Genomic DNA, 19,782 nt, shown 5'->3' on the forward strand with positions numbered 1-19,782 from the left:
GCTGGAGGCCATCGACGGGCATAGAGTCATCCAACGTGTCGGACATCGTCGATGCGGCCAAGCGCCTCCTGGTCGGCCGCCCCATGCGCAGCGAGAGCCTGGGGCACACGCTGCTGCCCAAACGCATCGCGCTCCCGGTGTTCGCCTCGGACGCGCTGTCGTCCGTCGCGTACGCGCCCGACGAGATCCTCCTGACTCTGTCACTGGCGGGTATCGCCGCCCTGGCGTTCTCCCCATGGGTCGGCCTCGTAGTGGTCGTGGTGCTGCTCATCGTGGTGGCGTCCTACCGGCAGAACGTGCACGCCTACCCGTCCGGCGGCGGCGACTACGAGGTCGCCACCACCAACCTCGGCCCGTCCGCGGGCATCGGCGTCGCCTCCGCGCTGCTGGTGGACTACGTGCTCACCGTGGCCGTGTCGATCTCGTCGGCCGCCCAGTACGCGTCCGCCGCCATCCCGGGGCTGCGCGGGCACGAGGCGCTCGCCGCGGTCATCGCGGTGGTGCTGCTCACCCTGGTCAACCTCCGTGGGGTCAAGGAGTCGGGCACGGCGTTCGCCATCCCGACCTACTGCTACATGGCGATCATCGGCGCGCTCATCGTCACGGGCGCGTTCCGGTTCTTCTCCGGCACGCTGCCGCAGGCGCAGAGCGCGGAGTTCGAGCTGTCCGCCGAGGCCGCGTTCGACCAGGGCCTGGTCGGCATCGCGGGCGCGTTCCTGCTGGCCCGCGCGTTCGCGTCCGGCTGCGCCGCCCTGACCGGCGTGGAGGCCATCAGCAACGGCGTGCCCGCGTTCCGGAAGCCCAAGTCGCGCAACGCCGCCACGACGCTGCTGCTGCTCGGCACCATCTCCGCGACCATGATCATGTCGATCCTGATGCTGGCCCAGGCCACCGGGGTCCAGTTCGCGGAGGACCCGCACAGCCAGCTCACGCTGAACGGCCAGCCGGTCTCGGACCACTACGTGCAGATCCCCGTGATCGGCCAGCTCGCCGAGGCCGTGTTCTCCGGCTTCCCGCCCGCGTTCTACGCCGTCTCGGCCGTCACGGGCCTGATCCTGGTGCTCGCCGCCAACACGGCGTTCAACGGGTTCCCCGTGCTGGGCTCGATCCTCGGCCGCGACGGCTACCTGCCCCGCCAGCTGCACACCCGCGGCGACCGGCTCGCGTTCTCCAACGGCATCATCACCCTCGCCGTCGCGGCGATCGTCCTGATCGTGGTGTTCGACGCCGAGGTCACCCGGCTGATCCAGCTCTACATCGTGGGCGTTTTCGTCTCGTTCACGCTGTCCCAGCTCGGCATGCTGCGGCACTGGACGCGCGCGCTGCGCACCGAGCCCAACCCCGCGGTGCGCAGCCGGTACAAGCGCTCGCGCCTGGTCAACGGCGTCGGGTTCGGCCTCACGGGCATCGTGCTGATCATCGTGCTGCTGACCAAGTTCACCCACGGCGCCTGGATCACCCTGCTGGCCATGGGCGTGCTGTTCGTGCTGATGCGCGGCATCCGCAAGCACTACGACCGGGTCAGCCAGGAGCTCGCGCTCGACGACGTCTCGGCGGCCCGCGCGCTGCCCAGCCGCGTGCACGCCGTCGTGCTGGTCTCCAAGGTGCACAAGCCGACCATGCGCGCCCTGGCCTACGCGCGCGCCGCGCGGCCGAACGAGCTCGAGGCCGTCAGCGTGGGCGTGGACCGCGAGGACGTCGAGCGGCTCACCGCGGAGTGGGAGGCCCTCGACCTGCCCGTGCCGCTGCGCATCCTCGACTCGCCGTTCCGCGAGATCACCCGCCCCGTGGTCAAGTACGTGCGCTCCGTGCACCGCGAGTCCCCGCGCGACCTCGTGATCGTGTACATCCCCGAGTACGTGGTCGGGCACTGGTGGGAGCAGCTGCTGCACAACCAGTCCGCGCTGCGCCTCAAGGGCAGCCTGCTGTTCACCCCCGGCGTCGTCGTGGCCTCCGTGCCGTGGCAGCTCGCCTCGACGCGCGGCCAGACGGGCCTGGAGGGCGACACGTTCCTGCGCGGCCGGCGGATGTGACGTGACCCGTCCGACGGCGTGACCGCAGCGGGGACGGCGGCCGGTGCGCGATACTTGAGCACATGCCCCGCAACTCCGATCGCCGCAGCGCGCCCGCCGACCCCGAGCAGGGCGGCCGCACGCGCCGTCGTCCCCAGCGTTCCCCGCGGCCGGGCCGCGCCCGCCGGGTGAGCGACGCCGCCCCCGCGCCCGAGGTGGGGCAGGAGTTCGAGCTGGAGGTCGGCCCCGTGGCCCACGGCGGCCACTGCGTGGCCCGCCTGGACGGCCGGGTCGTGTTCGTGCGGCACACGCTGCCGGGCGAGCGCGTGCGCGCCCGAGTCACCGAGGGCGGCACCGGCTTCTGGCGGGCCGACGCCGTCGAGATCCTCCAGGCGTCGCCCGACCGTGTCGAGCCCGCGTGGCCCGCGGCCGGCGCCGACGGCGTGGGCGGCGGCGAGCTGTCCCACGTGGCCCTGCCCGCGCAGCGCCGCTGGAAGCTCGACGTGCTCGTCGAGCAGCTGCAGCGCCTGGCCCGGATCGACGCCGGCTGGCTCGCCGAGCACGTCACGGTCGAGGGCGTGCCGGGCGACGACGAGCGGCGCGGCCTGCACTACCGCACCCGGATCGACCTGGTGGCCGACGCCGACGGCCGCGCCGGCATGCGCAAGCACCGGTCGCACGACGTCGTGGCGCTGAAGAAGATGCCGCTGGCCTCGGCCGAGGTCGCGGCGTTCGCCGTCGCCGAGGACGTGTTCACGCGCACCTGGACGCCGGGTACCCGGCTGGAGCTGGTCGCGCCGTCCGAGGGCGACCCGGTGCTGCTGGTCGACGGCGAGCCGTGGCGCCGCGGGCACGCCGACACCCGGTCCAACGCCCGCCGGGCCGTGGCCGAGACCGTCACGGGACCGTGGGGCACGCACCGCTACCGCGTGGCTGCCGGCGGGTTCTGGCAGGTGCACCGCGAGGCGCCGGCCGTCCTGACGGGCGCCGTGCTGGACGCGACCGGCGCGAGCGCGGGGGAGCTGGCCGGGGCCACCGTGCTGGACCTGTACTCCGGCGCGGGCCTGTTCACGCTTCCGCTCGCGGACGCCGTCGGGCCGGACGGGCGGGTGGTCGCCGTCGAGGGCGACGAGCGCGCCGTCAAGGACGCTCGCCGCAACGCGCACGCGTACGAGCAGGTGGACCTGCGGCTCGGCGCCGTGGACCGCGTGCTCGCGGGCGGGCCGGGGGAGGCCGAGGTGCCCGCGGCCGACGTCGTCGTGCTCGACCCGCCGCGCTCCGGAGCCGGGCGCGCCGTGGTGGACGCGATCGCCGGCCTGGCCCCGCGCCGCGTCGTCTACGTGGCCTGCGACCCGGCCGCGCTCGCGCGCGACGTCGGCTACCTGGCTGCGCACGGGTACGCGCTGACGGGCGTGCGCGGGTTCGACCTGTTCCCGCACACGCACCACGTCGAGGCCGTCGCGGTCCTGGACCGGCAGGGTTGACGGGACGGTGGACGAAGCCCCAGGTCAGTGCGCATAGGATGCGCACCGTGAAGCGGTGGCTGGTAAGCGGCGGGATCGCGGCGTCGGTAGTAGCGGCGTTCGCGGTCGCCGTCCTGGTGGGCATGGTTCTTGGAGCTGGCGGCATCGCCGTCGGCGGTACGGGCGGGGCCTCGGCACCCGCACCACGCGGCGCGCCGTCGGTCTGGGCGGAGTCTCCCTCGCCCTCGCCGTCCCCGGTGGTCCAGAGGGAGCCGGTGGTCCTCTTCATCGGCGACTCCTACACGGTGGGCCAGGGCACGTCGTCGCCCGAGCTGCGGTGGAGCACGCTCGTGTCCGAGCGGATGGGCTGGCGTGAGCTCAACGTCGCCGTCGGCGGCACCGGGTTCGTCAAGGGCAACGCGAAGCGCGACAACTACCCGACCCAGCTCCGGTCGGTGCCCCCGGGCAGCGTGGACATCGTGGTGATCGCCGGCGGGCAGAACGACTTCAAGGGCCTGCGGAAGGACCCCGGCCGGGTCTTCCAGGCGGTGGCGGACACGTACGCCCTGGCCGTCGAGCGGTTCCCCGACGCCGAGATCGTCTCGGTCGGGCCGTCCACGCCGCGCGCGATCGGCCTGGAGGCACGGGCGATGGACAGCGCGGTGCGGGCCGCGGCGGCCGAGTGGGACGCCACGTACGTGTCGCTGCTCGACCCCAACATCGTCCAGGGCCGCCTGGTGCACGAGGACGGGGTCCACACGACCGACGCGGGCAACGCCATGATCGCCCGGCGGGTGCTGCGGACGCTCCAGGCGCCGGCGGCCGGGCAGGACGAGACGGGCGCTCGGCCGACAGATATCTTGACGTCAAGATAAATGCGTTATGCTGGCTCCAGCAGCCCGGCCTAGGCTGGGTGAAGCCCCCTGGAACCCATGCGGCGGCTCCTTCGCGCGATGACAGCGCCTGTGAGAGCCGACGCAACGTCAGCCCCGCAGAAGGAGCCCGAGTGAGCACCGTGGACACGTTCGGATCAAAGGGAACGCTGGAGGTCTCCGGCAAGTCCTACGAGATCTTCCGGCTCAGCGCGGTCGAGGGAGTGGAGCGCCTCCCGTACTCGCTGAAGATCCTCGCCGAGAACCTCCTGCGCACCGAGGACGGCGCGAACATCACCGCCGACCACGTGCGTGCCCTCGCGTCCTGGGACCCGGACGCGCAGCCCGACACCGAGATCCAGTTCACGCCGGCGCGCGTGATCATGCAGGACTTCACCGGTGTGCCCTGCGTCGTGGACCTCGCCACCATGCGTGAGGCCGTCGCGGCCCTCGGTGGCGACGCGACGCGGATCAACCCGCTGGCCCCCGCCGAGATGGTCATCGACCACTCCGTGCAGATCGACGTCGCCGGCCGCGCGGACGCGTTCCAGCGCAACGTCGAGTTCGAGTACCAGCGCAACCACGAGCGCTACCAGTTCCTGCGCTGGGGCCAGACCGCGTTCGACGACTTCAAGGTCGTTCCGCCGGGCACCGGCATCGTGCACCAGGTCAACATCGAGTACCTGGCCCGCACGGTCATGACCCGCGAGGTCGGCGGCGCGCTGCGCGCGTACCCCGACACCTGCGTCGGCACCGACTCGCACACCACCATGGTCAACGGCCTGGGCGTGCTGGGCTGGGGCGTCGGCGGCATCGAGGCCGAGGCCGCGATGCTCGGCCAGCCCGTCTCGATGCTCATCCCGCGCGTGGTCGGCTTCAAGCTGAGCGGCTCCATCCCGGCGGCCGTGACGGCCACCGACGTGGTGCTCACGATCACGCAGATGCTGCGCCAGCACGGCGTGGTCGGCAAGTTCGTCGAGTTCTACGGCGAGGGCGTGGCCCAGGTGCCGCTCGCGAACCGCGCCACCATCGGCAACATGTCGCCGGAGTTCGGCTCCACGGCCGCGATCTTCCCGATCGACTCGGTCACGGTCGACTACCTGCGCCTGACGGGCCGCTCCGAGGAGCAGCTCGCCCTGGTCGAGGCGTACGCCAAGGAGCAGGGCCTCTGGCTCGACGCCGACTCGGCGGAGCCGGTCTTCTCCGAGTACCTCGAGCTCGACCTGTCCACGGTCGTCCCGTCGATCGCCGGGCCGAAGCGCCCGCAGGACCGCATCGAGCTGACGAACGCGAAGTCGGCGTTCCTGCACGACCTGCCGAACTACGCGCCCGAGTTCTCCGCGGGTGCCGACGAGGCGGGCGCCGAGTCGTTCCCCGCCTCCGATGCTCCGGCCCCGGCCGCGAACGGCCGCAAGCACGTGCACGTCACCAACACTGACGGCAAGGAGTTCGAGCTGTTCCACGGCGCGGTCGCGATCGCCTCGATCACGTCCTGCACCAACACCTCGAACCCGTCGGTCATGCTCGCCGCGGCGCTGCTGGCCAAGAACGCCGTCGAGAAGGGCCTCGTCTCCAAGCCGTGGGTCAAGACCTCCATGGCCCCGGGCTCGCAGGTCGTGACCAACTACTACGAGAAGGCCGGCCTCTGGCCGTACCTCGAGAAGCTGGGCTTCCACCTGGTGGGCTACGGCTGCGCCACCTGCATCGGCAACTCCGGCCCCCTGGACGAGAAGGTCTCCGAGGCCGTCAACGAGCACGACCTGTCGGTCGTCTCGGTGCTCTCGGGCAACCGCAACTTCGAGGGCCGGATCAACCCGGACGTCAAGATGAACTACCTGGCCTCCCCGCCGCTGGTCATCGCGTACGCCCTGGCCGGCACCATGGAGTTCGACTTCGAGCACGACCCGCTGGGCCGCGACGAGGCCGGTCACCCCGTCTTCCTGCGCGACATCTGGCCGTCGCCGGACGAGGTCCAGGCCACGATCGAGTCCTCGATCGACCGCAAGATGTTCGAGTCGGACTACGCCGACGTGTTCAAGGGCGACGAGCGCTGGGCCGCCCTGGAGACCCCCGAGGGCGACACGTTCGCCTGGGACGCCGAGTCGACGTACGTGCGCAAGCCCCCGTACTTCGACGGCATGGGCATGACGCCGGAGCCCGTCACCGACGTCACCGGTGCCCGCGTGCTCGCCAAGCTGGGTGACTCGGTCACGACCGACCACATCAGCCCGGCCGGCTCGATCAAGCCGGACAGCCCGGCCGGCGTCTACCTCGCCGAGCACGGCGTGGGCCGCCGCGACTTCAACTCCTACGGGTCCCGTCGCGGCAACCACGAGGTCATGATCCGCGGCACGTTCGCGAACATCCGCCTGCGCAACCAGCTCCTGGACGACGTCGAGGGTGGCTTCACCTTCAACTTCGTCAAGAACGCCCAGGACACCATCTACGACGCCGCGCAGGACTACGCCGCGGCCGGCACCCCGCTCGTGGTGCTCGGCGGCAAGGAGTACGGCTCCGGCTCGTCGCGTGACTGGGCCGCCAAGGGCACCGCGCTCCTGGGCGTCAAGGCCGTCATCACCGAGAGCTTCGAGCGCATCCACCGCTCCAACCTCATCGGCATGGGCGTCCTGCCGCTCCAGTTCCCGGCCGGTCAGAACGCCGGCTCGCTGGGCCTGGACGGCACGGAGACCTTCGACGTCACCGGCGTCACCGCGCTGAACGAGGGCGTCACGCCCGAGACGGTCAAGGTCACGGCCACCAAGGGCGACGGCTCGCAGGTCGAGTTCGACGCCGTGGTGCGCATCGACACCCCGGGCGAGGCGGACTACTACCGCAACGGCGGCATCCTGCAGTACGTGCTGCGGTCGCTCGTGTCCTGATCCTCGCTGGTCGGGCCCGATCCTCGCTGGTCGGGCCCGATCCTCGCTGGTCGGGCCCGATCCTCGCTGGTCGAGCCTGACCCTCGCTGGTCGAGCTCGTCGAGACCACGGCGCCCCGCCCCTCCTCACGGAGGGACGGGGCGCCGTCGTCATGCCGGTTGGTGCGGTCGTGCGGTGCCTACCGCCCGACGTCGGACTGGCGGGCGGCCCGGACGAGCTTCGTCACCTCCTGCGCGGTGAGGACGTCGGCGTCGTCGAGCTGGTCGGCGACCTGTGTCACGTGGCTCACGAACGCGCTGTGGCTGACCCACCCGCCGTCGGCGTCGATCAGGTCGGCGACCGTGCACCCGTTGCCGGTGTCGTAGTTGGTCACCTTGCTGTCCTTGTTCCCGAGGATCACCGTGGGGCGCTCGTCGGAGACGGGGCACGCGTCGATCTCGCCGCGGGCGACGTCGAACCGCAGGGTGCCGGTCCGGGTCACGTTGCCGGCGTTGTCGGTGGCCCGGTACCGGAACGCGTGCGAACCGGCCTCGGTGACCACCACGGCGCCCGTGTACTCCCGGAAGGCCGGCGAGTCGAGCGCGTACTCGATGAACGCCACCCCCGACTCGCCGTCCCGGGCGGTGACGGTGACCGTGGCGGACCCGAGGTAGGCACCCTCGTCGTCCTGGTCCCCGTCGACCTGCGCCGACGCGATGGGCTGGGTCGTGTCCGGCGGGTCCTGCCCGCCGACGACGACCAGCTCCACGCTGCCCGGCTCCGACAGGTTGCCCGCGGCGTCGGTGGCCCGGTAGCGCACGGTGTGCGCGCCGGTCACGTCCACGACCACGGGGTCCGTGTAGGCCGTCCAGCCGTCGCCGTCGAGCTCGTACTCGACGGACTCGACGCCCGACCCCTCGTCCTCGGCGAGGATCGCGACGGTCGCCGACGCGATGTACGCGCCGTCGCCGTCCTGCTCGCCGGTGACCTGGGTGGTGACGGTGGGCGCGGTCTCGTCGACCGGGGGAGCCTCGACGACGGTGAAGGTCGCCGAGCCCGGTTCCGCCACGTTGCCCGCGTTGTCCGTGGCCCGGTAGGTCACGGTGTGCTCGCCCGGCGTGTCGACGACGACGGGCGCCGTGTACGCCGCCCAGCCGGCGCCGTCGAGGTCGTACTCGACCGACGCGATGCCCGAGCCCGGGTCCCTGGCCGTGAGGTTCAGGGTCGCGGACCCGACGTAGGCGCCGTCGGGGTCGAGGTCGCCGGTCACCTCGGCGGTGACCACCGGCGGCGTCGTGTCGTCGCCGTCGGGCTCGACCACCGTGACGTGCAGCATCTCCGGCTCGGAGACGTTGCCCGCAACGTCGGTGGCCCGGTACTCCAGCATGTGCTCGCCGGGCTCGTCCAGCACGATCGGCGCGGTGTACGGGGCGTACCCGGCACCGTCCAGGTCGTACTCGACGGACTCGACGCCGGAGCCGTCGCCGTCGTCGGCCGCGAGGCTGACGCTGGCGGAGCCGATGTAGGCGCCCTCGTCGTTCTGGTCGCCCGCGACCTCGGCCGTGACCGTCGGGGCGGTGGTGTCGTCGCCACCGCCGCCCTCGGTGACCACGAGCTCGCCCGTCATCGTGCCGTGGCCCGGGATCGCGCAGAAGTACCGGTACGTGCCCGGGGTCAGGTTGACCTCGGCCTCGTAGCGGCCGCCGTTGGCGTCCAGGGGGTTGGCCAGGATGTCCAGGGTGACGTCCTGGTTGTACTCCGACGAGCCGGTCTCGAACGTCAGGGTGTGGGACATCCCGATGTTGTTGCCGGTCGCCGTGCTGTTCTCGAACACGATGGTCGTCGGCCCGGCCGCCGCCGTCGTGGGCGCGGAGGCATACGCCGACACGCTCGCGCTGGCGGTGAAGTTCAGCACCTGGTCGGCCGCCTGGGTGGCGGCCTCCTGCGCGGATCCGTCCTTCGAGGGGCCGTCGGCCACCGGGGTGGCGGACGCCGGCGCGATGTCACCGGCGTACTCGACGGCGGTGGCGGGCGCCAACGGCACCGCCACGAGGGCGCTGACCGCTGCCGCCGCCAGGAGGCGGGACAGTTTGTGTCGCATGGGTGTACCTCTCGTCTCCGCGGGCCTGGTCACAGGTCACGCACCCGGATGTTGCGGAACTCCATGGCGTCCGCGTCGCTGTGGTTCTGCAGGCCGATGTAGCCGCGCAGGAACTGCCGCAGGTCGGTCGGCGGGTCGCCGGCGCGCGAGGACTCCTTGCCGGGCGAGTTCTCGAACTCGTTGATGACCTCGCCGTTGCGGATGATCGTGTACTGCTGGCCGACCACCTGGATCTCGTAGTCGTTCCACTCGCCCTTGGGGGTCACCCCGGCGTTCTCCAGGGTGTTGGGGTCGAAGTTGTAGACCGACCCCGTCTTCTGGACCTCGCCGGTGGGACCGTCGTAGAGCTGGATCTCGTGGCCGCAGTAGATCGCCACCCAGGCCTCGGCGTCGGTGCCCTGCCCGCACTCGGGCCGCTCGTCCTGCGGCACCCGCGGGTCGGGGAACCGGGTGAAGACGCCGCTGTTGGCGAACCTGCCCTCCGGCGCGGAGTCCTTGAACTGGAGCTTCAGCGAGAAGTCACCGACCTCCGCCCCCGGGTGCCAGAGCATGCCGAGACCGCCGGTGGCCAGGATCGACCCGTCGTCCAGCAGGTCGAACTTTCCGCCCGGGGCCTGTCGCCAGTCCGCGAGCTGCTCGGCCGTGCCGTCGAACAGCCACCGGTACCCGGTGCTGCCCTCGGCGCCGACGCCGGACGACGTCGCCGCGCTGATCAGCTTCTTGCGCTCGGCGACCGTGATGACCTTGTCGGCCCGGAGCTGGTCGGCGACGGCCGTGACGTGGTTGACGAACCGGCCGTTCGTGTCCCACTCCCGCTCGTCCTCGATCAGGTCGTTGATCGTGCAGCCGCCCAGGTCGTCGTTGGTGACGCCGCTGTCCTTGGCACCCAGGAACACGGTGCCCCGGTCGTCCGGGATGGTGCAGGTGGTCTCGGCCGCGACCTCGACCGTCGACGTCTCGCCGTCGGCGTAGGTCACCGTCAGCGTGGCGTCGTAGCTGCCCACGCGGGCATAGGTGTGCCGCGGGTTGGCCTCGGTCGAGGTGTGCCCGTCCCCGAAGTCCCAGGCGTACGAGACGCCGCCCGAGCGGTCACCCGTGAAGGCGACGGTCAGCGGGGAGCTCTGCACGCTCGCACCGGACGCGGCCGGGGCCGGGGTCGGCGCCCCGCCCTTGTAGCTGATCCGGACGAGCTTCTGGTTGGGGTGCAGGGAGAAGAACCCGCCCGCGTAGTCCAGCATGTACAGCGCGCCGTCCGGGCCGAACTTGGCGTCCATCCAGCTCTGCACCTGCGTGTTGCCGGCGCCGCCCTGGATGATCTTGCGCAGGTCCTCGGCGAAGACCGGGGGACCGGCCTCCTCGACCGTGTCCGGGTTCACCGTGACGGCGATCCGGTTGCTGGCGTTGGACTGGTCGCCGATGAACCACTTGTTGTCCCAGTACGCGGGCCAGGCGACGCCGCTGTCGGTGTCGACGTCGGACCGGTGGTAGGTGGGACCGTCCATCACGGCCTGACCGCCGCCGCGCAGGTACGGCAGCGTGTACGTGGCCTCCTCGTCCACGTACGACGGGATGCCGTTCTCACCCTCGGGGAAGACCGGGCCGCCACCGCTGGGGGAGTACCAGATCATGTTGTCCCGCACGGGCGGGAGGTCCACCAGGCCGGTGTTGCGCGGCGAGGTGTTCTTCGGGTTGTCGCAGTCGTACCAGCCCGCCAGCACCGAGGCGTCCTCGTTGCTGCGGTCGCGGTACGGCTGCCCGTTGCCCATGCAGTACGGCCAGCCCTGGTTGCCCGCCGAGGTGATGATGGTCGCGGTCTCGTACTTGGCCGGCCCGAGCTCCGGGTCCGGCGCGCCCGCGTCCGGCCCCACCCAGGCCGCCGTCAGCCAGTCGTTCTTCTTGTCGTAGGCCAGGCGCGAGATGTTCCGCACGCCCATCACGTAGATCTCCGGGCGCGTCTTGTCGCCCGGGTCGTCCGCCTCGGGGAACAGGTTGCCCTCGGGGATCGTGAACGTGCCGTCGTCCTCCGGGTGGATCCGCAGGATCTTGCCGTTCAGGTCGTTCGTGTTACCGGCCGTGCGGCGCGCGTCCTGGAACGACAGGCCCGCGTACTCCTGCGTCCAGTTGTTGCCGGAGTAGCCGTCCGAGCCGCCCGACGAGTTGCTGTCGCCGGACCCGATGTACAGGTTGCCGTCGTTGTCGAAGTCCATGCCACCGCCCGCGTGGCAGCAGCTGTGGATCTGCGTGTCCCACTCCAGCAGGTCCTTGCGGGTGGACTGGTCGATGGTGTCGGCCGCGGCGTCATAGGTGAAGCGCGAGACCGTGCGCTGGCCCACCCGCCGCTCGACGTCGATCGACTCGTGCGGCATCCAGTAGGCGTAGATCCAGTGGTTGTCCTCGAAGTCGGGGTCCAGCGTGATGCCGAGCAGCCCCTCCTCGTTCTTGACCAGCTCGCTGCCGCTGCCGCGGTTACCCATCACGTCCAGCGTGGTCAGCAGCTTGGTCTCGCCCGCCTCGGGGTCCCAGCGGTGGATCGTGCCGCAGCCCAGGCCCACGTTCGGGTCGTCCCAGGAGACGACCGGCCCGGAGGGGCACGCGCCCTTGCCGACGTAGAAGACGCCGCCGTCGGGCGCGACGGTCAGGCCGTGCGGCTCGCCGATCTGGTCGAGCGTGCCCGCGGTGTTCTGCGCGGTCAGGCGCTCGGCCTCGTAGTTCGCCGCGATGGTCGCCTGGCAGTCGCCGCGCACCATGCCGGTGGACCAGAGCAGGCCGCCCAGCAGGTGGTCGCGGAAGCCCTCCTCGGCATAGCTCGCCGCCGTGCCGCCCATGCCCGTGTAGAACGAGCGGCCGCCGTCGTAGTCACGGCACCACGAGATCGGGTGGAAGGGGCCGTTGGCGGCCTCGCCCGCGTCGTAGTCCCACTCCTGCACCTGCGCGATCGTGTGCACCTCGCCGATCGGGTTCGGCGACCAGTTCAGCCACCGGTCCTCACGGGTCCAGTTCAGGGGCAGCCCGTCGTTGGCGGGGTGCGCGCGGTCGACGACGTTCACCGTCGCCTCCTGCACCGGCACCTCCGGGTCCGGCTCCTCCTCGCCCGAGGTGTCGAAGAGCTGGATCTCGGCCAGCTGGGTGAGGTCGTCGCCCGCGTTCGCCGTGATGTCCAGGCGGTAGTGCTGGTACGCCACGTCGTTGTCGAGGTCGTAGTCGTTCGTGGCGAAGCGGTCCGGGAAGTCCTGGTCCGCCTGCGTGTCCAGGTCGGTCCAGGTCTCGCCGTCGGCCGAGCCCTGCAGCGTCCAGTCGGCCGGGTCGCGGCCCTCGGAGTCGTTCGCCGAGGTCAGCGCGTACCGGGCGGCCGCGAGCGGCTCGGCGAGCTCCAGCTCGATCGACGCCGTCGGCTCGAACGCCAGCCACTTGGTCCGCGAGTCGCCGTCGATCAGCTTCGCGGCCACCTCGTTCGGCGGGTTCTCGGCGCTCGCGGTGGCGCTCTCCACCGGCAGCGGGTCCGGCAGGTTGCCGGCGGGGCGCGTGCCGATCAGCCCGGTGAACCACTGCGACCGGGCCTGCGCCCGCGCGGCGTCACGGACGCCGAGGAACCCGCCGCCGCCCTGCACGTAGGCCTTGAGCGCGTCCTCCTGCGCGGTGCTCAGCTCGACGCCCTCGGCGGACAGGAAGACGACGCCGCGGTACTCCGCGAGCGACTCGGCCGTGAACACCTCCGGGTCGCTCGCCGTGTGCACGGTGAAGCCGTTCTCGGCGCCGAGCTCACGGATGGTCTTGGTGGCCAGCGTGACCGGGTCGGACTGGTCGGCGGGCGCGCCGTGGAAGACCAGCACGGTGGGCTCGCCCGCCGCCGTGGTCTTCGTGTCCGTGGTCTTCGTGTCCTTGGCCGGCAGAGTCTTGGCCGTGGTCAGAGCCGCGGACGCGGCTGCCTCGGTCGTGCTCCGCTGGGCGGCCGCCGGGGTCGCCGCCATCGTGGCGACGAGGGCGGCGCCGGCCACCGCGGCGATGAGGCCTCTTCGTGTTCGTTGCATCACTGCTCCTTTGCGCGTGAACGGGGAGTCGTGCGGTCAGTGGTGCCCGGCATGACCTGCCGCGCCCGTCTCGGTCTCGGTGGTGGCGGTACCGCTCGTGGTGCCGCTCATCGTGTGGCCGCCGTGCTCGTGGAACCGGTCGATGGCGTCCTGGGCGCCGGCCGGCATGCTGCCGTCGGCGTTGCGCACCAGGAAGATCCCGGCCATGCCGCCGTCCGAGTGGAACTGGACGTGGCAGTGGTACATCCAGGCGCCCGCGCCCACGCCCTCGCCCGCGATGACCTGGAAGCCGAACGAGGAGCCGGGGTTGAGGTCGCGGGTGTCGATCACCCGGGTGGGGTCGTCGGGGCCGGTCAGCCAGCCGGTGCGGTTGTCCGCCCAGCGGTGCGCGTGCACGTGGAACGTGTGGAGCTGGTCCCCGTGCCCGATCGCGATGAACTCGACCTTCTCGCCCTTGTTCGCCTCCAGCATCGGGGTGTCGGGGGCGACCTTGTTGTTGATGGTCATGTCGTTGAACACGACGGTGTGCTGGCGGTCGGGCAGCGGGTCGCCCTCGCGCCGCACCACGAGGGCGCCGTACAGGCCCGCGCGCAGCCCGGCGGTGCCGTGCTCCCCGCCCAGGGCGTGGTCGTGGTAGTGCCAGTAGCCCGCGGAGCCGGCCATCCAGGTGCCGTCGGCGCGCTGCTTGGGCTTGTGGCTCTTCCAGACGTAGGTGCGGGTCTCGCCGGGCTCGTTGAACGAGTCGTTGAAGGGGCTGCCGTCCGAGTCGGTCGCGTAGTCCACGCCGTGCGGGTGGATCGACAGGCGCTTGTCGGTGTTGTTCACCAGCTCGATCTGGAGGGTGTCGCCCTCCCACATCTCGAGCACGGGGCCGGGGATGGTGGCCTTGCCGGGGGTGAGCCCGTAGCCGTACTGGCCCCCGGGCAGCGCCTCCGCGTACACGGTGATGTGCCGGGTGGACGCGAGCGGCCGGACCGACGACGACACGGCCACCGCCGTGTCGGAGCCGAGCGCCAGCGCCGCCGTCGGCGCCATGAGCCCGGCGAGGGTTCCGGTCAGGATCGAGCGACGGGACACGCCGCCGGGCAGGGGAGTGGCGTCAGTGCTGTTCTCGGGCATGAGTCTCCGTTCGACACCATCGGGCAGGCGGAAGTGCCCGTCCCGACGAGACTTGAGTGCAGGAGGGACTGGCTCAGGCGTGCGACGCGGGCGGCGACGACGCCAGGAGTGACAGCGGTGTCAGAGAGGTGGACCTCATCGTCGTTCCCTCCATCGGTGCGTCACGTGGTCGTCGACGACGACGCCCACGCCCCCGGGGCAGGACGTACTCCACCGGGTGACTTTTCGAACATAGGAGGACTTATGGCGAGTGTCAAGCAAAAGTTGGACAAACAGTGACAGGCTTCGTCTATGTGACCAAGCAAAGATCCCGGTGGGTCACATGGTGACGAGGGTTCACGCGGTCCCGAGCAGCAGCCAGACCGCCGTCGCGAGCAGGACGGCGCCGGTGAGCAGGCCGGTCAGCGGGTGGGCGAGGGCCACCGTCGGGCGGTGCCCGCGCGGGCTGGTGACCAGGCGCAGCAGCCCGCCGAGCAGCCAGGCCGCGGCGGCGGCCACCAGCCCGGCGGCGGCGCCGAGGTACAGGTGGGGCACGTCCAGGGTGTTCGCGATGACCGCCACCTGGATCGCCGTGGAGACCGAGACGACGGTCGGGATCAGGTGCAGCCGGGACTTGCCGGTGGTGACGCTCGCCTTGTCGGCGTCCTTGGCCGCGGCCTTCGCCCTGCGGTACTTGCTCGCGATCATGCCGGTGGCGAGCCGGGTCACCGCGCCATGCACCAGCAGCGCGGCGACGTAGATGCTCACCACGCCGCCGGTCACCGACGTGCCGTCGGGCCAGGTGCGGACGGTGGTCAGCACGCCGAGCGCGCAGACCGCCACGCCGAGCAGCACACCCCCGATCGGGAGGAACCGGGACCAGGGTCCGGAGTGCCGCACGGTCCAGGCGAACCACAGGGTCCCCAGGACGCTGACCGCGGTGGCTGCCAGTGCTCCGTCGCTCGTGTGCTCCATCGTCTTCCTCCCGTTCCGAAAAAAGTACAAATCGGACGGCAGGCTACGATGTTTTCCCAGGTCAGGGAAGGTTTCTGGTATCCATCTGGTGATGTCGGCAGGAGTTCACGCCGAGTTCACCACGCCGGCGCGGCGAGGTGGTCGAGAATCCTGGACCGGACCGCGCGGTCGCCCAGGATCTTGTTGTGCCCCAGCCCGGTCGTGGTGAACAGCTCGCTCGAGTCCGCGTGGGCCTCGTGGAGCTGGACCGACAGCTGGTGCGGGTTCACGCGGTCCCCGTCGTCGTGCAGCCAGAGGGTCGGCACGGACGCCGGGACGGTGCGCCGCAGCAGGTCGAACCGTTCGTAGACGTCCGGGTGGTCGGGCAGCCCGTACCGCTGGGCCGCCGTCGCGAAGGCGTCGCGGAGCGCCCAGGGGAGCCCCGAGCCGCGGACGAAGCCGTCGGTCGTGACGCGGACCGACGTGAGGCCGGAGATCGCGGTGAACCGCTCGGCCTCGACGCCCTCGTGCAGCGCGATACCCGCGCCGAGCACGCCGAGCGAGTGCCCGACGACGGCGGCCCAGGGGGCGGGCTCGGCGTCGGACAGCCGGCGGATGATCGCCAGGTCGTCGAGCCCGGTGCGCCGCCGTCCCCCGGAGGCGCCGTGACCGGGCGCGTCGTAGGCGACGGCCCGGAGCCCGGCGCCGACCAGGTCCTCGATGACGCGCCCGAACGCCGACGCGCGGGACTGCCAGCCGTGGACCAGCAGGACGCCGGGCGCACCGGGATCGCCCCAGGAGTAGCCGGCCACCGTGATGGTGCCCCCGGCGCCGAGGCGCCCGTCCCGGCCGCGCCGGAACGTGGGGCGGTGCTCGAGCGGGGTCCGTCGTGCCGAGTCGTGGACGGCCTGGTCGGCGGGCCGGACCGGGGTCCGCGCTCCGACGTGCCAGTAGGTGGCCGCGCCGAGGGCCAGGGCGGCCGGCGGCGCGACGCGGCCGAGGGTGCTGAACAGGGCGCGCGCGGCGCGCGGGGTCTGGGGCACGGGGACCTCCGGGGTGTGTGGTGATCAATCTGTACGATCGTTCGCACACTATCTGATGAACGAACGGTCGTACACTTGGTTCCGTGACCGAGCCGACCGACCTGCGCCGCCTCCGCGGCGACCGCACGCGCCGCGCCGTGCTGGACCACGCGGTGCAGGAGGCCTCGGTGCGTGGCCTGGACGCGCTGTCGTTCGGCACGCTGGCCGAGGCCGTCCCGGTGAACAAGAGCGGGATCGCCGGCCTGTTCGGCTCCAAGGAGAAGCTGCAGCTCGCCGCGCTGGAGCGGGCCGTCGAGATCTACACCGAGCACGTCATCGTCCCCGCGCGGTCGGCCGACCGGGGGCTCGCCCGGCTCTGGGCGCTGGTGCTGGCCTGGACCGAGTACTCGCGGTCCCGCGTGTTCCAGGGCGGGTGCTTCTTCCGCACCGTCGAGGTCGAGTTCGACATGCGCGACGGCGCCGTGCACGACGCCGTCGTCGCGGCCCAGCAGTCCTGGGAGTCGTACCTGGTGCACCACGCGCGGCTCGCGCTCGAGCAGGGCGAGCTCGCCCCCGGCACCGATCCCGAGCAGGTCACCTTCGAGATCAACGCCCTGCTGAACGCCGCGAACGACCGGTCCCTCCTGCTCCGCGACGACGCCGTCTACCGGCGGGCGCTGGAGGCCGCACGGTCCCTGCTGGCGGCGCGGGGCGCTGATCTCGCCACATTGCGGTAGAAACGTTCAATTGTTTCAAACCCGTATACATACCGTCGTTACCCTCTGTTCATGGCGATGTGGCAGGAAGTTCCCGGCGGCACCTCCCAACCACCCGCGGCCGTCGAGCTCGTCACGACCAGATGGGGCACCGGTCCGGGCCGGGTGCTGCTGCTGCACGGCATCGTGTCCGCCGGGGCCACCTGGTGGCGGCTCGCCGAGACCCTCGCCGACGACGGCTACGAGGTCGTCGCACCCGACCTGCGCGGGCACGGGACCAGCCCGCGCGCCGACTCCTACCTGCTGGCCGACCACGTGGCCGACGTGCGCGCCCTCGGCAGCGGCTGGGACCTCGTGGTCGGGCACAGCCTCGGCGGCCTGCTCGGTGCGCTCGCCGTCGACGCCGACCGGCGGTTCACCCGCCGCCTCGTGCTGCTCGACCCCGCGCTCGACGTCGAGGAGGAGCGGTTCGAGGCCGTGTCCAAGGCCGAGATCCGCGACGCCACGCACCCGCCGTCGGCCCGGTCGGTGCAGGGCGCGCACGCGGCCTGGGACCGGCGGGACGCGGCGGCCGTCGCCGCGGCCGCCAAGGCCGCGGACGCCGCCGCCGTGGCCCACACCCTGCGCGACAACGCGCCCTGGCGGCACTCCGCCGTCGTCACGCGGCTGACCGTGCCCACCCTCGTGCTGGGCGCCGACCCCGCCCGGGGCGCGCTGTTCCACCCCCGCACCGGCGTCGAGCTGATGATCCGCAACCCGAGCGTGCGGGCGCGCGTCGTGGTGGGCGCCGGGCACGCGGTGCACCGGGAGCGGCCGTCGGCGGTGGCGACGGCGGTGCGGTCGTTCCTCTGGTGAGCGCCGCCCGCTGAGGTCCGGCGGCCGGTTTCCGGTGGCGCCGGCAGGCGGGGTTAAGGTCGGGCGGTGAGCTCCTCCGCATCCGCACGCAAGCAGCTGGTCGCCCTCGCCGAGCGAGGCTTCACGGGGCCGTGGCCCCACGCGCGCGGCGAGTTCACCGGCGGTGCGCGACCCGCCTCCGTGCTCGTGCTGTTCGGCGTGCTCGACGGCCTCGCCGCCGAGCACGACGACCACGACCTGGCCGTGCCCGCCGACCTCGACGTGCTGCTCCTGGCGCGCGCCGCCACGCTGCGCAGCCACGCCGGGCAGGTCGCCTTCCCGGGCGGCCGCGCCGAGGACGGCGAGGACGCCGTCGCGGCCGCCCTGCGCGAGGCCGTCGAGGAGACCGGCCTGGACGCGGCAGGGGTCGAGGTGCTCGGCGCGTTCGGCGAGCTGCCCATGCCCGTCAGCAACCACGTGGTCACGCCCGTGCTCGGCTGGTGGGCCCGGCCCACGCCCGTGCGCGTGGTCGACGTCGCCGAGTCCGCGCACGTCTTCCGCGCCCCCGTGGCCGACCTCCTGGACCCTGCCAACCGGTTCACCACCGTGCTGCGCCGCGGCAACCAGACCTGGCGCGGCCCCGGCTTCCACGTGCACGACGGCGACCTGACGCACCTCGTGTGGGGCTTCACCGCGGGGATCCTGGACGCGATGTTCGACCAGCTCGGCTGGACCGAGGACTGGGACCGGGACCGGGAGCTGGGGATCGCGTGAGCCGGAGCCGCAGGCTCGCGCGAGGCAGGCTTGGTGTGGGAGGACGGCACGAGCTGATGGAGGAATCGATGACGGACGTATCGACGACAGAGGTGACCCGGGACGCCATCCGGGCGGCGGAGGCCCTGATTCGGCCGCACGTGCGGCACACGCCCGTGCTGGAGGTCGACCTGGCCGACTTCGGCCGGCCCGCGCAGCCCGTGGCGCTCAAGCTCGAGTGCCTCCAGCACTCCGGCTCGTTCAAGGCCCGCGGCGCGTTCACCAGCCTGCTGACCCGCGACGTGCCCGACGCCGGCGTGGTCGCCGCCTCGGGCGGCAACCACGGGGCCGCCGTCGCGTACGCCGCGGCCCGGCTCGGCGTGCCCGCCACGATCTTCGTGCCGAGCGTGACCACCCCGGCCAAGGCCGAGCGGATCCGTGGGTACGGCGCCAAGCTCGTCGTGGGCGGCGACCGGTACGCCGACGCCCTGGCCGCCAGCGAGGAGTTCGTCGCCGGCACGGGCGCCATGACCGTGCACGCCTACGACCAGCCCGCCACGCTGACCGGGCAGGGCACCCTCGGCCTGGAGATCGGCCAGGACCTGCCCGACCTCGACACCCTGCTGGTCGCCGTGGGCGGCGGCGGGCTGATCGGCGGCATCGCCGCCTGGTTCCGCGGCGACGTGCGCGTCGTGGCCGTCGAGCCCGAGGGCGCGCCCACCCTGCACCGCGCGCTCGCCGCGGGCGAGCCCGTGGACGCGCCCACCGAGGGCATCGCCGCCGACTCGCTCGCGCCCAAGCAGGTGGGGCGGCTCATGTTCCCGCTGGCCCAGCAGTTCGTCGAGCGGTCCGTGCTGGTCACCGACGAGGCCATCGCCTCCGCCCAGCGCTCCCTGTGGGACGCCGCTCGCGTGGTGGCCGAGCCCGGCGGTGCGACGGCGCTCGCGGCGCTGCTGTCCGGGGCCTACGTGCCCGAGCCCGGTGAGCGGGTCGCGGTGCTCGTGTGCGGCGCGAACACGTCGGCCGTGCAGCTCTGAGGTCGTCCGGCGCTGAGCGGTTCCGGGCGGCGCC

The 19,782-nt window shown here is 72.2% G+C and carries 13 protein-coding genes; 8 read left to right on the plus strand and 5 right to left on the minus strand.

Translation table 11 applies throughout. The features are described 5' to 3' along the window. The first annotated feature begins 35 nt into the window (after positions 1-35). From ACFU5G_RS01265 to acnA, 4 genes are all read left to right on the plus strand, one after another. Positions 36-2,033 carry an APC family permease gene (locus tag ACFU5G_RS01265; RefSeq protein ID WP_377239946.1) on the plus strand — a complete coding sequence of 666 codons (1,998 nt, stop codon included), beginning with the start codon at positions 36-38 and terminating at the stop codon, positions 2,031-2,033. Between the two features lie 62 nt (positions 2,034-2,095). Next, positions 2,096-3,496, plus strand: a complete 1,401-nt coding sequence (locus ACFU5G_RS01270; RefSeq protein ID WP_377239948.1) for a class I SAM-dependent RNA methyltransferase — start codon at positions 2,096-2,098, stop codon at positions 3,494-3,496. A gap of 47 nt (positions 3,497-3,543) precedes the next feature. Beyond that, complete coding sequence (locus ACFU5G_RS01275) at positions 3,544-4,350, plus strand: SGNH/GDSL hydrolase family protein (RefSeq protein ID WP_377239950.1); 807 nt, start codon at positions 3,544-3,546, stop codon at positions 4,348-4,350. Between the two features lie 131 nt (positions 4,351-4,481). Continuing rightward, positions 4,482-7,226 carry an aconitate hydratase AcnA gene (gene acnA, locus ACFU5G_RS01280; protein WP_377239952.1) on the plus strand — a complete coding sequence of 915 codons (2,745 nt, stop codon included), beginning with the start codon at positions 4,482-4,484 and terminating at the stop codon, positions 7,224-7,226. 178 nt (positions 7,227-7,404) lie between these two features. Here the strand turns inward: acnA and ACFU5G_RS01285 are convergent, their stop codons facing one another. From ACFU5G_RS01285 to ACFU5G_RS01305, 5 genes are all read right to left on the minus strand, one after another. After that, on the minus strand, positions 7,405-9,306 hold the full coding sequence (locus ACFU5G_RS01285) for an OmpL47-type beta-barrel domain-containing protein (protein WP_377239954.1): 1,902 nt from the start codon (positions 9,304-9,306) through the stop codon (positions 7,405-7,407). 29 nt (positions 9,307-9,335) lie between these two features. Then, positions 9,336-13,334 carry a ThuA domain-containing protein gene (locus tag ACFU5G_RS01290; protein WP_377239956.1) on the minus strand — a complete coding sequence of 1,333 codons (3,999 nt, stop codon included), beginning with the start codon at positions 13,332-13,334 and terminating at the stop codon, positions 9,336-9,338. A gap of 36 nt (positions 13,335-13,370) precedes the next feature. Continuing rightward, the gene (locus ACFU5G_RS01295; protein WP_377239958.1) at positions 13,371-14,453 is read right to left on the minus strand and encodes a multicopper oxidase domain-containing protein; all 1,083 of its coding nucleotides are present in this window, start codon (positions 14,451-14,453) and stop codon (positions 13,371-13,373) included. Between the two features lie 336 nt (positions 14,454-14,789). Then, positions 14,790-15,407, minus strand: coding sequence for a hypothetical protein (locus ACFU5G_RS01300; RefSeq protein WP_377239961.1), 618 nt, complete (start codon positions 15,405-15,407; stop codon positions 14,790-14,792). 116 nt (positions 15,408-15,523) lie between these two features. After that, a complete protein-coding gene (locus tag ACFU5G_RS01305) occupies positions 15,524-16,429 on the minus strand; it encodes an alpha/beta hydrolase (RefSeq protein WP_377239963.1) in 906 nt (301 codons plus the stop codon). 83 nt (positions 16,430-16,512) lie between these two features. Between ACFU5G_RS01305 and ACFU5G_RS01310 the strand changes: the two genes are divergently transcribed. From ACFU5G_RS01310 to ACFU5G_RS01325, 4 genes are all read left to right on the plus strand, one after another. Next, positions 16,513-17,145 (plus strand): TetR/AcrR family transcriptional regulator, encoded by a 633-nt coding sequence (locus ACFU5G_RS01310; RefSeq protein WP_377239966.1) that lies wholly within the window; start codon positions 16,513-16,515, stop codon positions 17,143-17,145. A 51-nt stretch (positions 17,146-17,196) separates the two neighbouring features. Continuing rightward, positions 17,197-17,979 carry an alpha/beta fold hydrolase gene (locus ACFU5G_RS01315; protein ID WP_377239968.1) on the plus strand — a complete coding sequence of 261 codons (783 nt, stop codon included), beginning with the start codon at positions 17,197-17,199 and terminating at the stop codon, positions 17,977-17,979. A 66-nt stretch (positions 17,980-18,045) separates the two neighbouring features. Next, the gene (locus ACFU5G_RS01320; RefSeq protein ID WP_377239970.1) at positions 18,046-18,732 is read left to right on the plus strand and encodes an NUDIX hydrolase; all 687 of its coding nucleotides are present in this window, start codon (positions 18,046-18,048) and stop codon (positions 18,730-18,732) included. A 68-nt stretch (positions 18,733-18,800) separates the two neighbouring features. Next, positions 18,801-19,748: a threonine/serine dehydratase gene (locus ACFU5G_RS01325; protein ID WP_377239972.1), complete on the plus strand. Its 948-nt coding sequence runs from the start codon at positions 18,801-18,803 to the stop codon at positions 19,746-19,748. Positions 19,749-19,782: the final 34 nt, after the last annotated feature.

The sequence above is a fragment of the Promicromonospora sp. NPDC057488 genome, assembly GCF_042802395.1.
GTDB lineage: Bacteria > Actinomycetota > Actinomycetes > Actinomycetales > Cellulomonadaceae > Promicromonospora.

Excerpts from the sequence above, each read along its gene's own strand:
- ACFU5G_RS01300 (WP_377239961.1), bottom strand. The coding sequence starts at position 15,407 with ATGGAGCACACGAGCGACGGAGCACTGGCAGCCACCGCGGTCAGCGTC.
- ACFU5G_RS01285 (WP_377239954.1), bottom strand. The coding sequence starts at position 9,306 with ATGCGACACAAACTGTCCCGCCTCCTGGCGGCGGCAGCGGTCAGCGCC.
- ACFU5G_RS01290 (WP_377239956.1), bottom strand. The coding sequence starts at position 13,334 with ATGCAACGAACACGAAGAGGCCTCATCGCCGCGGTGGCCGGCGCCGCC.
- ACFU5G_RS01315 (WP_377239968.1), top strand. The coding sequence starts at position 17,197 with ATGGCGATGTGGCAGGAAGTTCCCGGCGGCACCTCCCAACCACCCGCG.
- ACFU5G_RS01270 (WP_377239948.1), top strand. The coding sequence starts at position 2,096 with ATGCCCCGCAACTCCGATCGCCGCAGCGCGCCCGCCGACCCCGAGCAG.
- ACFU5G_RS01325 (WP_377239972.1), top strand. The coding sequence starts at position 18,801 with ATGACGGACGTATCGACGACAGAGGTGACCCGGGACGCCATCCGGGCG.
- ACFU5G_RS01295 (WP_377239958.1), bottom strand. The coding sequence starts at position 14,453 with ATGCCCGAGAACAGCACTGACGCCACTCCCCTGCCCGGCGGCGTGTCC.